Source organism: Corynebacterium nasorum, assembly GCF_022347325.1.
In the GTDB taxonomy this organism is placed as follows: Bacteria; Actinomycetota; Actinomycetes; order Mycobacteriales; family Mycobacteriaceae; genus Corynebacterium; species Corynebacterium kefirresidentii.
Genome location: NZ_JAKRDU010000003.1, coordinates 158,710 through 173,113, shown reverse-complemented (window position 1 = coordinate 173,113; position 14,404 = coordinate 158,710). Strand labels below are relative to the sequence as shown.

The following is a 14,404-nucleotide window of genomic DNA, read 5'->3' as shown; positions in this document are numbered from 1 at the left end:
CAGGCTATGTTTTTCCGTTCCCCCGTCCGAAAAGGACAGTGGAACTAGTCACTGGCTTCGGTATGGCTTAATGCTATCCCCGTTTGAAAATGCTCCGGGGCGACATAATCAAACTGCTAATAGGAACCTGACCCAGCCTAGGCGGCAAAAGGTCTCACAGTCCATCTGGATGCCAGTACCAAGCTTGTCTAGCCAACCCCAGCGATGAAGACAAAGAAGACAAAAGACACAACGCTGCAGTCATCGCACTCGCACGCCGACGCCTAAAATTTTTCACCATGCTGCGAAACGGCGAGCCCTACCACGTCTTCTCCATAATCCAGGAAGCCGCAGCAGCGTAGAACAAACAGAACCTCACCTCAAGCCGATTGTGCAGCAAACCCAATCAGCTCTTCAAGGTGCCCGAAAAGAACATCCACAAGGCAAAGCAGTAACCCTTCACGCCCTCACCCACGGAGTCGACAACCTATATAGGAACACACACTCCGCACCTCACCACGGTGCCGAGGCGCAAGGGATTTTTATGCCAACAGGTCCCGGCGGCGATGCGGTATAGCCCCGCCCGGAATAGTCCTGTGGCGCGTACCGTTGGAAGAAGAGAACTTAGACAGGATTTACCGAAAGCAAAAGGAAGGCTCTCCCCGTGACCGAACGCGCGCATCTTTCCGTCTTGGACTTCTGCACCATTTATGAGGGCGAGACCCCAGCACAATCCATCGCCCGCTCCGTGCAATTGGCACAGGAAGCAGAAAAGCTGGGCTATTCTCGCATGTGGTACACCGAGCACCACAATATGAAGTCCATCATGTCTTCTTCCCCGGCCGTGCTCATCGCCCATATCGGCGCAAAGACTGAGCGCATTCGCTTGGGCTCCGGCGGAGTGATGCTGCCTAACCACTCCCCTTATGTCATCGCCGAGCAATTCGGCACTTTGGAGGAGATGTATCCCAAGCGCATCGACTTAGGCGTAGGCCGCGCACCCGGCACGGATATGAATACCCTGGGCCGCGCCCTGCGCCGCGACGCCCACTCTGCCGAACGCTTCCCCGAAGACGTCAAAGAGCTCAACTCCTATCTCGAGGGCAAGTCTTATATCCCGGGGGTCAGCGCTGTTCCAGGTGCTAATACCAACGTGCCGATCTATATTTTGGGCTCGTCCATGTTTGGCGCTTCGCTAGCCGCCAAGCTCGGCCTGCCTTATGCCTTTGCTTCTCACTTTGCCCCGCAGCACCTCGAGCAGGCTACCACCTACTACCGCGAGAACTTCCAGCCTTCCGAGCGCTTCAGCAAGCCCTACCTCATCGCCGGAGTCAACGTCACCGCCGCCGAGACCACCCAACGGGCGCAGGAGGAATACGAGCGCGTGTGTTTCAACCGCGTCAAGGCCTTCGCCGGCCGCGGCAAGCACCTCACCGATGAGCAGGTGGAGCAGATTATCGGTTCTTACCAGGGCCAGCAGATCCTAGACATGCTGAAGTATTCCGCCGTCGGCACTGCCGATGAGGTGGCAAACTACCTCGAGACCTTCCAAGAGCACGCTAAGGCCGATGAGCTGATGGTTTCCTTGCAGTCCAGCTCACACGAGGAAGTAATCAAGAATATGCAGCTGCTCGCGCAGGGCTGGCAGCTCGATCCGGCACGCGTAGCCGGCACCCCGAGCTAGCCTTCGGCCCTTAGGTGGCCTAGGTGGTCAATGGGGACCTCGGGGAACCGTTCCCGGAGTTTTCCCTCGAGCTCCCGCGGCCCCAGGTTCGCCTGTTCCGGCAGTCGCACCGAATACTGCTGCGCTTCGTCCAAGGTAGAAACGCCTACCCCACGCGGAATCAGGGCCAGGAAATTTTGGCCCGGCTCGAGCGAATAGAACTGCATGCGCTCAAGCTCAGCGGCCGGATACCTAGTCCGCTGGAGTGGCAAGGAAATATCCTCGCCAATGCGCAGCAGCACACGAGCTCGGCGCTGCGCGGAGGCTACCACCGCCAGCATCGCGCACAGCGCCCCTCCTAAGGGCATGAGCGCGGCAATGAGGTAAACGGTATGCAAGCGTGTGTCGGCCGGCTCCTGCAGCGCCGAGTAAATAAGCACTCCACCGATTAGCAGCAGCGCGACGGCGATAATGACAGCCACCGTCACTGCCTTGCCCAGGCGCGCGGTACCGCTGGCTTCGCGTACTTCAATGATTTCGGTGCTCTCGTCCACGAAAACTTAGCCTAGCGTGCTTCCCACCTACCTAGCGCTGATAGAGCGGCGCGTGATTTGATTTAGTGCCTTTTCGCCCGAATAGCGCGTAGTTTCTAAGTGGCGCTGCTTCATTAGCGCGCCTTAGAAAAATGGAATAGCATTATTGTGTTTCGCTCCGCTGCGAAAAGCCCCGGAGAGACTAAGGACAAAGGTTGAATGAGCCCACGCGATAAACAGCAGCATAGAAAGATCGCTGATTACCTGCGAGAGCAGATCAGCTCTGGCGTGCTGCAACCAGGCGATTTTCTGCCTAGTGAAGCAGATTTATGCGAGAAGTTTTCTTCTTCCCGCGGACCCGTGCGCCAAGCGGTTGCGGCTTTGCGCGCCGAAGGGCTGGTTTCCTCCGGCCGCGGGCGACGCTCCACCGTTTTAGCCTCTACCCAGGCAGAGCTTTTTGAATCCATCTATTCCATCTCCAGCTGGCTCAGCGAATATGACGCGGATCCCCAACAGCACACCCTGTGGCTGGCTCGCCGCCGTGCGCCGCGGGAAATCACTCGTTTTCTGCGTGTAGACCCAGAACAAAATGTGGTCTTTGTCCACCGCGTGCGCTATACCGAGGACCACCCCATTGCCATTGAGCGCATGTATTTCCCCATGGTGGTGGGAAAGCACATCTTGGATTTCGACGCGGATGCCGGCTCTATTCATGCGCACCTGCGCGAATGCGGCGTGGACTTTGATAATGTGCGCCGCGAACTCACGTTGGAAGAAGCCACGGCCGAGGATGCCGAGGCACTTGAAGTGGCCACTGGCACCCCACTGTGGCGGCTCCAGATGGAAATATCCAACCACTCCGGCGAACCGGTGGAATTGGCGGTATACCTCTATCGCGCGGACCGCATGAAGCTGGCTATGAATAACGTACGTGGGGGTGTTTCACCCCTAGAAGTTATCCCCACACCCGGAAATTTTGCATAAGTTTCACGGCAGCTATCCCCACCGGCTACCCTGCTTCCTATGAGAAGATTTCGCGCCGGCAGGGCGCTGGGTAGCCTCGCCATGGCAGCCGCTGTCGGAACCGTATCAGCGTGCTCTGCAGGCCATACCGCGGTGGTTGATACCTCCCAAGCAGATAGTGACTCCGCTTCTGCTTCCCTTACCGTAGCCTCCACCTCGGCAGCCACCTCCCTAGATTTCACCACTACCGGTGGTGCCGCCATCCCCGCCGTACTCATGGACAATGTCTACGAAACTCTCGTGCGCATCGATAAGGACGGTTCTATCACCCCGGGGCTCGCCAGCTCGTGGGAGATCAGCGACGATGCCCGCAGCTATACCTTCCACCTGCGTGAAGGCGTCACCTTTTCCAATGGCGATGCTTTTACCGCCGAGACCGCGGCCTTTTCCATCAATTACGTTCGCGAGAAATGGACCAATGGCATCTCTGCCGCCATGGATCCGGTAGCAAAGGCCACGGCCACCGATGAACACACACTAAAGGTGCGCCTGAAACAGCCCTCGAATGGCTGGCTCTGGTCCATGGGCACGGCCACCGGCGCGATGATGACGCCTAATGGCATGGATAACCTCGCCGCCCAACCGGTGGGTACCGGGCCCTTTGAGGTGTCCCGCTTTGCGCCTTCGGAATTTGTGGAGCTCAGGGTCCGCAAAAATTATTGGGGAAAGCCCGCCGCGCACGATGTCACCGTTCGCTATTTCCCAGACACCATCTCCTCGGTCAATGCCCTGCAGGCCGGCGGCGTGGACGTGGTCTGGGGTGTGCAAAACCCGGAGCTTCTCGACGACGTCAAGGACGGCATCGCTACCGAGGTCGGCACCACCAATGGTGAGGTGTTGCTATCCATGAATAATGCCCGGGCTCCCTTTGATGATCCGCGCGTGCGCCAGGCAGTCGCCTATGCCGTCGACCGCAAGGCGGCCAATGACATTTTGTGGAATGGCTTAGCCAAAGACACCGGTGGTGCACCAATCCCACCTACAGATCCATGGTTCCAAGGCAAGCACTACTACGACTACAACCCGGATAAGGCCCGCCAGTTACTCGAAGAGGCCGGCGCAGAAGGGGCCGAAATCACGCTGACCACACCGACGCTGCCCTATGCCCAGACCGTCGCCGAGCTGCTGTACTCGCAACTCACCGAAGTTGGTTTTAAGGTGAAGCTGGAATCCGCCGAGTTCCCAGCCGTATGGTTGGGCCAGGTCATGGGTGCCAAAGACTATCAAATGTCGCTCATCTCCCACGTAGAACCGCGCGATGTGCCAACCCTATTCGGCGATCCGGACTACTACCTCAACTACGATTCGCCGCGCACCCGCGAGCTTTTGGCCCAGGCAGACTCCGCACCCGAGCAGGACTACCCCAAGCTCATGGCACAAGCCGTGGACCAGATCATGGCTGATGCCGGCGCGCTGACTTTGATGAATATGCCCAATATCGTGCTCACCCGCACAGGCGTGCGCGGACTGCATCCTGATCAGGTCACGGACGCGCTGATCTTACGCGATCTCAGCTCCGCAGACGCTACTGCTAGCGCGGCTTCTGCGGATAACGCCGCAGACGACGCCGAAAAGGAGGCACGATGACTTCCCTTCGCCTTACTGGGCGCGCCATCATGCGCCCGCTGCTGCGCTTTGCATTAACGCTCTTTGCCGCCTCCATCATCATCTTCGCGCTCATGCGCGCGGTGCCAGGCAACCCGGCGCGGGTGGCGCTGGGAGTGAATGCGACCGAAGAGGCCGTCGGCAAGCTCAGCTCTGAGCTGGGCCTGGATCGCCCGCTGCTCACGCAATATTGGGAGTGGATAAAAGGCCTGTTTACCGGCAGTTTTGGGCAGTCATTGTCCTCGCAACAAGATATTACGCCGCTGGTGCTGGACCGCGCCCAAGTCACGCTCATCCTGATTGGTTTAGCGATGCTGCTCGCACTGGCCGGGGCCATCCCGGTGGGAATGTGGTTGGCACTGCGCAACCGTACCCGCAGCGCGGATGTGGTTTCTGCCGGTACGCAGCTAGGCATTGCGGTGCCCAGCTTCCTTCTCGGCATCATCCTGGTGGCCATCTTTGCCGTTCACCTAGGCTGGCTGCCGGCCAATGGTTGGGTGCCGCCAAACCAGGGCGCAGGCGAGTTTATTCGCCACCTCATCTTGCCGGTCATTGCGCTGGCCGTGGTGCAAGGTGCAATGCTGACGCGCTATGTGCGCTCGGCTGTGCTCGATGTGCTGCATCAGGACTATATTCGTACCGCCCGTGCGCTGGGTCAGTCCCCGTGGCAGGCGCTGAAGCGCCACGGCCTGCGCAATGCGGCGCTGCCCGTGCTTACCGTGGCCGGCGTACAGCTAACCACGATGGTCGTGGGCGCCGTAGTAATTGAGTCCGTCTTTGTCATCCCCGGCATAGGTTCGATGCTGCTGGATGCGGTGGCGGTGCGCGATCTGACCACGGTGCAGACCTTGGTCATGCTCCTCGTCGCCTTCGCCTTGGTGGTCAATGCCCTCACGGATGTGGCCTACCGATTCATCGATCCGCGCATCACGGCAGGTGATAAATAATGAAGCTGCGTTTTTCTGGCTGGCTGGGGGCCATCCTCGTCGCCGCCACGGTGCTGGTGGCAGTGATTTCGCTGGTGTGGACGCCGTATGACCCTACTCTCGCGCACCCGGATGTGAGCCTTGCCGGCCCCAGCGCCGAGCATCTCCTTGGTACGGACCGCTTCGGTCGCGATACCGCTTCCCGCCTCATGGCGGGGGCCCAGATTACGGTCTTCGTCGGCCTAGTGGCGGTGGGAATCGCCGCCGTGGTCGGCGTGCCGCTCGGCATCCTCGCTGGCATGCGCCGCGGCACGTGGGCCGATGCGTTAGTGATGCGCAGTGCGGATTTGTTGCTTGCCTTCCCCGCGCTGCTTTTGGCGATTATTGCTGGCGCGGTATGGGGCCCCTCAACGCTTACGGCCATGATTGCTATCGGCATCGCCGGCATTCCTTCTTTTGCCAGGGTTGCGCGCTCGGGCACGCTGCAGGTCATCACGCAGGACTATATTTCCTCCGCGCGCATTTCCGCGGTGCCGGGCTGGAAGGTAGCGTGGCGCCATATTCTGCCCAATCTTGCCGGTCTGCTCATCGTGCAGGCCTCGGTATATTTCGCGCTTGCCATCCTGGCCGAGGCCGGCCTGTCCTATCTTGGCTTAGGCACCGCCCCACCGGCCGCCTCGTGGGGCCGGATGCTGCAAGATTCCCAGTCGCTTCTGGGCACCGCTCCTCTGCAGGCCTTCTGGCCCGGCCTGGCCATTGCGGCAACAGTGCTGGGCTTTAACCTGCTTGGCGACGCCCTCCGTGACCTCCTCGATCCCCGCCTGAAAGGATCCGCGCGATGAGCCTGCTCAAAGTAGATAACCTGGCGGTCACCGCTGCTGGGTCCACCACTGCCCTTTTGGGGCCCTTGAACTTCGAGCTCGCGGCCGGCGAAAGGCTCGGCATTATTGGTGAATCCGGCTCCGGCAAATCGCTCACTGCGCTGTCCATCATGGGGCTTTTGCCCGATGGGGTACGCGCGAGCGGCTCCGTCACCGTGGATGGCCACGAGGTGATAGGCGCACGCGATGCCCGTATCCGCCCATTGCGCGGGAAGACCATGGCCATGGTCTTCCAAGAACCAATGAGCGCGCTGGATCCGCTTATGCGCGTGGGCAAACAGCTGGCCCACGCCGGGGTGCGCGATGCCGCAACCGCTCTCGAAGAGGTGGACCTGGCCGCCGATATCGCCACCCGATTCCCACACCAGCTCTCCGGAGGCCAGCGCCAGCGCGTGCTCATTGCCATGGCCATGGCCGGCCACCCCGATCTGCTCATCTGCGATGAACCGACCACCGCGCTGGATGCCACCACGCAAGATGGCGTATTGCGCGTCATCGAGCGCGTGACCAAGGCTCGCGGCATCGCGCTGATCTTCATCACCCATGACTTGGGAGTCATCCGCCGCATGTGTCCCCGCGTTGTGGTAATGCACCACGGCGCAGTGGTGGAGTCTGGCCCTACCGAGCGGATTCTTGCCCAGCCCGAGCATCCCTACACCCGCGAGCTTATCGCCTCCTCACAGCCACCAGAGATGAGCCTTGCCCCGGCCGCAGCGGAAGATTCCCTGGTCACGCTCGAAGGGGTTAGCAAGGTGCACGGCACTCACGCCGCACTCGACGGCATCGACTTGCGCGTGCACCACGGCGAGCGCCTCGGCATTGTGGGTGGCTCCGGATCGGGAAAGACCAGCCTGCTCAAGCTCATTGCCGGACTCGACCAGCCCACAAGCGGCGAGGTCACCGTCCGTGGCCGGGTGCAGATGGTCTTCCAAGATCCGCAGGGCTCTCTCAACCCGCGGCTAAAGATCTGGAAATCCATCGCAGAGGCCATGCCGGGCAACCCAAACAAAGCCGAAAAGCGCTCCCGCGCCGCGGCCGCGCTCGAGGAGGTCGGGCTTCCGACCGATAGCCTCGACCGCTTCCCGCACGAGTTTTCTGGTGGCCAGCGCCAGCGCATTTCCATTGCCCGCGCGCTGTGCGGCGAGCCAGATATCCTGCTGGCCGATGAAGCAGTCTCGGCCCTTGATATGTCCGTGCGCGCGCAGGTTTTGGAGCTACTGGCAGAGATCATCGACAAGCGAGAGCTCACCTTACTCTTTGTCACCCACGACCTTGCGGTGGTACGCCACCTATGCGATAGTGTCGCCGTCCTCGACCGCGGCCGGCTCATCGAGCACGGCCCTACCGAGGCCGTATGGTCCTCCCCCAGCACGGACTACACGCGTCGGCTTATCGCGGCCGCCGAAATGTGAAGCGGGTGCTGGTGGGCGTAAGGTAGTCGGGTCAGATAACTCCACTTAGAAAGGATCCTGCTGCTCCGTGGCCGCCCAGCTTGACTATCCCATCCCGCAGCGCCCTAGCACCACCCAGCTACTCACCGCATTTAATAGCGCCTCGGTGCGCTGGCCTGGTGCACTGCGCGCGGGATTGGCGATTCTCCTGCCCGGCGCCATTGCGCTGCTTACCGGCCACGACTACGCTATCCTGCTCATTTCCACCGGCGCGTTTACCGTCATCTTTGGCGAGGGACAGCCCTATCGCACCCGCCCGCGCGTCATGCTCACCGCCGGCACCGCGCTCATTACCGTCGCCGCCGTCGGCGTGTTGGTAGGCCATCTTATCTTTGCGCCCGGCCACGGCCATTGGTGGCTCCTACTCGCAGGCCTCTACTCCACGGCATTGGCCGCCGGTTGTGGCTTTGCCCAAAATGCGCTGCGCCTGCCGCCACCGGGCACCTTCTTCCTCGTCATGGTCGGCGGCGGCTCGGTCATGCTCGCCCGCACCGATGTCACCGTGGGCCAGCTGCTCTTTTGGGCGCTGACGGGCATGGTGGCCAGCTTGATCCTCGGCATGGCCCCGGCCCTTTTTGACCCGCACGGCCCTGAGCGCCGCGCCGTATCCAGCCTGGAAAAGGCCGCGTCTGCCTTCCAGGCCGGACAGGATGATTCACTCGCCCGCCACCACCAAGCACAAACCGCACTTTTTTCTGCATGGCAGGCGCTTTCCGACGCCCACATTATCCGCGGTGGCCGCATCATCGACTCCCAAGGAGCCCACCTAGTAGAGCGCACCCTTGCTGCCCAGCACACCATCGTGGCACATAACCGCGCCCTTGACCTCGGCTCCGATTCGGACCAGCTTACCGATCATGTCACCGACGTCGACCCGAATCGCACCGCTATCCCCCATACCCGGCCCACCGGCCGGTACCGGCTTTACCGCGCCGCGGTGCGGGATTCGCATGCCATGGTCACTACCCAAAAGGTGGTTCTTTCGGCGATCATTACCGTGCTCGTGGGCCTTAGCCTCGGCTTCGACCGGCCGGACTGGGGCGTGGTCTCTGCCTTCCTCATGCTGCAATGGGGACCCGACCATGTGCCGGGCACCGTCCGCGGCATCCACCGCATGCTCGGCTCTGTAGTGGGCGTGCTGCTATTTTCCATCCTTCACTACTTCGGTATTAATGGCTGGACGCTGCTGCTGGCTCTGGCTGCCTGCCAATTCTGCGCCGAAATCTTCGTGGCGAAAAACTACGCCATCTGCGTTATCTTCTCCACCCCGCTCGCGCTTCTCATGGGCAACTCAGCTACCCGCCCCCTGTTGCCCACCATTCAAGCTCGCTGCGGCGAGATCCTCGTGTCCATCCTCATCGCCACCGCGGTGCTATGGCTATGGCAGCGCAGTGCCCCGGTACGCAATCAGGCTCGCCTGCAGGTCCGCGCGATGGAATCCATGGCTACCCTGCTCGGACTGCTCTTTGTCAATACCCCGGATTCCGTGTTGTCCGCACGCCGTGACCTACAGTACGAGCTGCTTTCCGAGCGCCGCGCCATCCAATCCCTCGCCGCCGATAACCCAGAAGCCGTGCGCCAATTCTGGGCCCGCCACATCGCGCTGCAGCACGCCGGCTACTTCCTTTTGGATTTTTGCACCACTCACCCGGACCGCACCGCCACCCGCGAAGAGCTCGATGCCTTAGTACGAGAAATCCGTGCTGCCCGCGCCGCCTAGACCAGGGGGTATTCCTCAATTACTTCGTAGCGCGGCCCGCCACCGCGGCCCTCGCCTAGGTGCGATTGCAAAAGGCATACCCGGTCCGCACAAAAGTCCGGCCCTCGGTACACCGACAACGCGCGCACGACATCCCCCAGTACCCACGGATCACGGGTACGCCGGCCAGCGCGCGCGACGGTCAGGTGGGGACGGTGGTGATGAAAGGGGACGTCGGCAAGCTGGCAATCCGCCATCAACTCTCGCACGCCGCGCACCTGACCACCGAGGCCTAACCACAGGGTGCGCTGCTCAAAACTTCCCGCTCCGCTCACATGCACATCCAACGCCGAGCGCCCAGCCACCGCGTGGGCGAGGTGCTCGCGCACTGCTGCAGCATCATTGGGCTGATCCCCATAAAAGGCCATGGTCACATGCCAATTATCCGGATCCGTCCAGCGCAACTCATTGGTGGTTGCCGCATGGATGGGCCTAAGTGTATGTACCAAATGCTCGCGCGCGGCGGCAGAGGGCAGCAGCGCGGAAAAGACGCGAATCATGGCCTAGCTGGCATACACGTTAAGGCGCAGCTCCGCGTCCAGCACGTGTTCTTCCTCGCGTTCAAAGACGGCGAAGGCATGCAAAATATCCGCGACGGCGGTGGAATTATCATCAAACTCGGGCATGAGATAACTTCTTTCAAACCACAAAGGAGGCAGAAGAATCACACGCGATTCTTCTGCCTCCACATAGTAGCTGACAATGATGTAATTAGCCGCCTTTGACTACCGTGACCTGCCAGCCGGCATCGCCCGCGCGATGGAAATCACGAATCTCATGGCCTTCATCGGCCGCCCACTGCGGAATCGAGTCGGTGGCCTGGGTGCAGTCAAAATCAATGACCAGCGCCTCACCAGGCTCTAGCTCCGCCATGATCTGCTTGGCCTCAATCAAGGGGAACGGACAGACTGCGCCAAGGGTATCGAGCGCGTAGCGCCCACCGCCTAGGGCACGGGCCTTTTCCTTGGCCTGTGGTTTGGTCTTGAGCGCCACTGCCCCGGTGGCAGAGGCAAAGCTCGGCAGCACCTTCTCCTCGGCGGAGACCGCCGAGTTATCCACGGACTCCTCGGTGGAGTAGGTCTGCGGCTGCCGTGACTGGTGGCCCTGCGCCTTCTTCGGCTTGAGCCATAGACGTGCGCCCGCACCCACGCCGAGTGCCATAAAGAACAACGATACCCAGCCCTGGAAGCTAAACAAGGAGGTCTCCACCATGCCGTTGCCCACGGTGCAGCCGCCAGCCAGAGACGCGCCAACACCCATCATGATGCCACCCCAAATAGCACGGGTTGCAGTCTGTGCATCCGGAACGCGCACGCGGAACTCGCCGGCGGACTTCGCGGCGATGAAAGCACCCACCAGAAGGCCGATGACCAACAGGGTGCCCCAATTCATGCGCACGGAATCACCGGTGGCGGCCCAGCGCACGATATCCGCAGTCGGCGTGGTAATGCCGAGCCCACCATTGCGGCCGGCGTCGGCAGAGAGCACGAAACCCACCGTGCCGATGATGCCAACAGCAACCGCCGCGATATTCATATTCAACGGCTTGGCGTACCACGGCTGGCCCAAGTCCACCTTCGGGCGCCCGGCATCCTTGGCGCGGTAGTGGCGCCACAAGAGGAAGGTCACTACCCACAGCACCGCGACCAGAATCCACGGCGAGATGTGCAGTGCGCCGTGGATGGTGGTGACTGGAAGGCTCCACTGCTTGAACCAATCATTCGCCCCGGCCAACGGGCCCGATTTCATGGCGGCGGCTGACAGCCCATAAAACAGCAGCGCAATCCACGAGCCGACTAGGCCCTCAGCGGATCGGTACCATGTTCCGGAGGCGCAGCCGCCAGACAAGATGATGCCAAGGCCAAAGATGAAACCACCCACAATAACGGCTACCGGTTTGAAATCAGCAATCTCCGGAGAGAGCACGTCAGCGCCGGTCAACAGGGTAAGGCCAAAGGCATGGACCGAGATCAAAATGAGCAGAGCGGTAAAACCGCGCCAGGTCTTATTGAGGAAAATATCGCGCAGCATGCCGTCACGCAGAAGCGCCCGCGCTGCAGCACAGCACCGAAGACGATGCCGGTGAGAAGTCCGGTAATAATCACACTGTCTCCTTGTATCGAGTCAAGGGCCTCAGACTACGCCCTCTAAGACAGATTTGTCTATAATTGACGTACAACCCGGTTCTAGGGTGGCAGATTTCCGCGTTTCCGTCGGCCTTCCCTATGCCACCTCAGGCGACCCAGCCGCTCCGGGCACAACTAAGGAGAATTAACCTATGGGAATCCCAGACGACGTTGTCCTCGATGGTTATACCCTCATCGAGCAACACGAAATTGACCACGAGTTCCTGCTGCGCGGCTCACCGCTGGGCACCGAAACTCCCCTCCTATTCGCCCTGACCATCGCAGGCGTACTACTGGTTGCGGCCAGCTTCTTCCTGCGCGGGGGCAGCCGCGTTGCCGCCGGCCTCGTGGGCGCGCTGCTCGCTCTAACCAAGCTGTGGTGGATGCCCGTAGCACTGTGGCAGCACTTCGATGACGGCCAAGTCTTTGGCTACACGCTCAAGTACTTCCCGCAATACTGGCCGGCAGCCTCCATCATCGTCGGCGCCATTGCGCTTATCGGGCTAGTCTCCGCCATTTTCCGTCGGCCCTAGCCAGTCCCGCACCGAGCAAGAGCTAGCCGCCAAGCACTGCAATGGCGATGTGCACCCGGTTGGTGCCATCGATCTTGGCCAGGATGTGCTTCATGTGCGTTTTAACCGTGGTCAGCGAGATGAATAGCTGCTCGGCAATCTCGGCATTGCTCAGCCCTTGGGCTACCAGCTGGGCAATTTCATGTTCGCGCTCGCTAAGCTCATCTAGCCCACTGGATTGAATCATCTCCTGCTCCGGCTGCGGCGGCGTAGCCGCCAGCCCCACCAGGTTTTCTAGCACCTTCGGGCTTAACTGTTGCTGGCCTTGGGCCGCTGCTCTTACCGACGCCACCAGCGCCTCCGGCGCCGTCGTCTTCAACAAGAATCCCACTGCCCCAGCGCGCAGGGCGTGCAGGATGAACTCATCGGTATCAAAGGCAGTGAGCATCACCACCGGGATATCGCGCGCGCCGGCGAGCGAGTGCAGCTGCGCCGTCGCCTCGATGCCGTCCATGACCGGCATGCGGATATCCATCAGCACCACATCAGGCTCTTCGGCCAAGATAAGTTCGATGCCTTCCTTGCCGTTGCCGGCCTCGCCAATGACGCTAATGCCCGGCGCGCCTTCCAAGATCACGCGCAGCCCGTGGCGCAACAGCGGCTCATCATCGACAAGCACCACCCGAATTTCACTCACTTTTCTTCCTTCCTTGGCAGGCGCAGCGTCCACGAGAAGTTTTCTTCCCCGTCCTGTACCTGCAATGATCCGCCCACAACACTAGCGCGCTCGCGCATGCCGACGATCCCGTACCCACCACTGTGCACGCCTGCCTTTTCCCCAGTCTGGGCGGTGGGGTTAGACATGGTGATAGACAGGGCGTCGGCAAGCGTAGCGATGGTGATGGTGACCGGCTGCCCCGGTGCGTGCTTACGGGCGTTGGTCAGGCCCTCCTGGACCGCGCGGTTGAGCGCGTGGCCGGCCATGGTGCTCAGCTCCTCCAGCGATTGCGGCCCCGCGCCCGCCCGGTAGCGCACTTCCACCTCCATGCCCGCCTGGCGGGAACGCTCCACCAGCGATTCCACGCCCTCGCGCGGATCGATGCGCCCCTCGCTGCGCAGCGAGTGCAGCGCCTCACGCAGATCCCCCACGGCAGCCTCGGCTTCATCGCGAATCGTGCGCGCGGATTGCCGCGTCTCTTCCGGATCTAGGTCCTTGCGGTAGGCCAACCCGCCGGCATAGACCGCAATCATGCTCAGCCGGTGCGAGAGCGTATCGTGCATATCCCGCGCGATGCGGTCGCGCTCTTCCTGCCGCGCAAAGTTCTCCCGCGTGGTCATTTCCTCGTGTGTGAGCTCCGCCTGCGCCTGCAGCGCAATCGTGCGCTCTTTTTGGTTCGAGCGAACCAGCCCAACAACCAGTACGACCAGCGCCGGGATAAGCGCGCCGCCGTAATAACCCATCTGAAACGGAATATTTGCACCTTTAGCACCGGAAAAATCAGTGTCGACTAGTTTCGAGGCCACCATGGCCGTGCATACCAGCGCGATCCACAACCGGCTGCGGCGCGAGGCCGCAGAAAACGCCGCTATCATTACCGAAGGACGGTACTCAGCAATCGTCACCGTCGCCGAAATAATGGTTGCGGCTACCAACGCACTGCGCGGGCCGGGCTGTGCGCTGCGCGGGTCACGCTCCCGGGCGGCATGGCGCAAGGCGAAAGGCAGAAGCATCCAGGTGCCGACCATCACCGCGGCTGTAACAAGCATGCGATTTACTGAGGCATCAGTATCCGCTAGTCGCATCAACGTGACCAGCACATCGCCGACGACAACAATTACTGCGATGAGAATTTTCTGCCACAGCGGGCGCTTAAGCATCGCGTCGGATTTTCGGAACAACTTCATAACGCGCACCAGTCTAAGCCGACCCACCGCCAGCGCGGTAT

General features: G+C 61.2%; 13 protein-coding genes and 1 pseudogene. 8 read left to right on the top strand and 6 right to left on the bottom strand.

The window, feature by feature from the left end; all coding sequences use genetic code 11:
• Positions 1-643 precede the first annotated feature (643 nt).
• A complete protein-coding gene (locus MHK05_RS04475) occupies positions 644-1,663 on the top strand; it encodes an LLM class flavin-dependent oxidoreductase (RefSeq protein ID WP_239205076.1) in 1,020 nt (339 codons plus the stop codon).
• Here the strand turns inward: MHK05_RS04475 and MHK05_RS04470 are convergent.
• Positions 1,660-2,196 (bottom strand): hypothetical protein, encoded by a 537-nt coding sequence (locus tag MHK05_RS04470; protein WP_239205074.1) that lies wholly within the window; start codon positions 2,194-2,196, stop codon positions 1,660-1,662. The two genes, MHK05_RS04475 and MHK05_RS04470, sit on opposite strands and share 4 nt — an antisense overlap.
• Positions 2,197-2,394: 198 nt before the next feature.
• Between MHK05_RS04470 and MHK05_RS04465 the strand changes: the two genes are divergently transcribed.
• From MHK05_RS04465 to MHK05_RS04440, 6 genes are all read left to right on the top strand, one after another.
• Complete coding sequence (locus tag MHK05_RS04465; RefSeq protein WP_239205072.1) at positions 2,395-3,159, top strand: GntR family transcriptional regulator; 765 nt, start codon at positions 2,395-2,397, stop codon at positions 3,157-3,159.
• Positions 3,160-3,198: 39 nt separating this feature from the next.
• Positions 3,199-4,785 carry an ABC transporter substrate-binding protein gene (locus MHK05_RS04460; RefSeq protein WP_239205070.1) on the top strand — a complete coding sequence of 529 codons (1,587 nt, stop codon included), beginning with the start codon at positions 3,199-3,201 and terminating at the stop codon, positions 4,783-4,785.
• Positions 4,782-5,750, top strand: a complete 969-nt coding sequence (locus MHK05_RS04455) for an ABC transporter permease (protein WP_239205068.1) — start codon at positions 4,782-4,784, stop codon at positions 5,748-5,750. Before MHK05_RS04460 ends, MHK05_RS04455 begins: the two co-directional genes overlap by 4 nt.
• On the top strand, positions 5,750-6,571 hold the full coding sequence (locus MHK05_RS04450) for an ABC transporter permease (protein ID WP_200288760.1): 822 nt from the start codon (positions 5,750-5,752) through the stop codon (positions 6,569-6,571). Before MHK05_RS04455 ends, MHK05_RS04450 begins: the two co-directional genes overlap by 1 nt.
• Positions 6,568-8,022 carry an ATP-binding cassette domain-containing protein gene (locus tag MHK05_RS04445; protein WP_239205066.1) on the top strand — a complete coding sequence of 485 codons (1,455 nt, stop codon included), beginning with the start codon at positions 6,568-6,570 and terminating at the stop codon, positions 8,020-8,022. Before MHK05_RS04450 ends, MHK05_RS04445 begins: the two co-directional genes overlap by 4 nt.
• Before the next feature lie 67 nt (positions 8,023-8,089).
• Positions 8,090-9,781, top strand: coding sequence for an FUSC family protein (locus MHK05_RS04440; protein WP_239205064.1), 1,692 nt, complete (start codon positions 8,090-8,092; stop codon positions 9,779-9,781).
• Here the strand turns inward: MHK05_RS04440 and thpR are convergent.
• The 3 genes and pseudogenes from thpR to MHK05_RS04430 all read right to left on the bottom strand — a co-directional run bounded on the left by thpR (position 9,778) and on the right by MHK05_RS04430 (position 11,925).
• Positions 9,778-10,320 carry an RNA 2',3'-cyclic phosphodiesterase gene (thpR, locus tag MHK05_RS04435; protein WP_239205062.1) on the bottom strand — a complete coding sequence of 181 codons (543 nt, stop codon included), beginning with the start codon at positions 10,318-10,320 and terminating at the stop codon, positions 9,778-9,780. The two genes, MHK05_RS04440 and thpR, sit on opposite strands and share 4 nt — an antisense overlap.
• Positions 10,321-10,323: 3 nt before the next feature.
• Positions 10,324-10,446, bottom strand: coding sequence for a hypothetical protein (locus MHK05_RS11835; protein WP_005324145.1), 123 nt, complete (start codon positions 10,444-10,446; stop codon positions 10,324-10,326).
• A gap of 85 nt (positions 10,447-10,531) precedes the next feature.
• Positions 10,532-11,925 (bottom strand): annotated as a pseudogene (locus MHK05_RS04430) (YeeE/YedE thiosulfate transporter family protein).
• A 173-nt stretch (positions 11,926-12,098) separates the two neighbouring features.
• Between MHK05_RS04430 and MHK05_RS04425 the strand changes: the two are divergent.
• Positions 12,099-12,479 (top strand): hypothetical protein, encoded by a 381-nt coding sequence (locus MHK05_RS04425; RefSeq protein ID WP_239205060.1) that lies wholly within the window; start codon positions 12,099-12,101, stop codon positions 12,477-12,479.
• A 22-nt stretch (positions 12,480-12,501) separates the two neighbouring features.
• On the opposite strand, the gene MHK05_RS04420 is transcribed toward MHK05_RS04425, so the two are convergent.
• Both MHK05_RS04420 and MHK05_RS04415 read right to left on the bottom strand, forming a co-directional pair.
• A complete protein-coding gene (locus tag MHK05_RS04420) occupies positions 12,502-13,155 on the bottom strand; it encodes a response regulator (protein WP_239205058.1) in 654 nt (217 codons plus the stop codon).
• Positions 13,152-14,363, bottom strand: a complete 1,212-nt coding sequence (locus tag MHK05_RS04415) for a sensor histidine kinase (protein ID WP_239205056.1) — start codon at positions 14,361-14,363, stop codon at positions 13,152-13,154. The genes MHK05_RS04420 and MHK05_RS04415 overlap by 4 nt, the downstream gene beginning before the upstream one ends.
• Between the last annotated feature and the right edge of the window lie 41 nt (positions 14,364-14,404).

Coding starts and splice junctions, on each gene's coding strand:
- MHK05_RS04415 (WP_239205056.1), bottom strand. CDS start 14,363: ATGAAGTTGTTCCGAAAATCCGACGCGATGCTTAAGCGCCCGCTGTGG.
- MHK05_RS11835 (WP_005324145.1), bottom strand. CDS start 10,446: ATGCCCGAGTTTGATGATAATTCCACCGCCGTCGCGGATATTTTGCAT.
- thpR (WP_239205062.1), bottom strand. CDS start 10,320: ATGATTCGCGTCTTTTCCGCGCTGCTGCCCTCTGCCGCCGCGCGCGAG.
- MHK05_RS04465 (WP_239205072.1), top strand. CDS start 2,395: ATGAGCCCACGCGATAAACAGCAGCATAGAAAGATCGCTGATTACCTG.
- MHK05_RS04455 (WP_239205068.1), top strand. CDS start 4,782: ATGACTTCCCTTCGCCTTACTGGGCGCGCCATCATGCGCCCGCTGCTG.
- MHK05_RS04445 (WP_239205066.1), top strand. CDS start 6,568: ATGAGCCTGCTCAAAGTAGATAACCTGGCGGTCACCGCTGCTGGGTCC.
- MHK05_RS04460 (WP_239205070.1), top strand. CDS start 3,199: ATGAGAAGATTTCGCGCCGGCAGGGCGCTGGGTAGCCTCGCCATGGCA.
- MHK05_RS04425 (WP_239205060.1), top strand. CDS start 12,099: ATGGGAATCCCAGACGACGTTGTCCTCGATGGTTATACCCTCATCGAG.
- MHK05_RS04450 (WP_200288760.1), top strand. CDS start 5,750: ATGAAGCTGCGTTTTTCTGGCTGGCTGGGGGCCATCCTCGTCGCCGCC.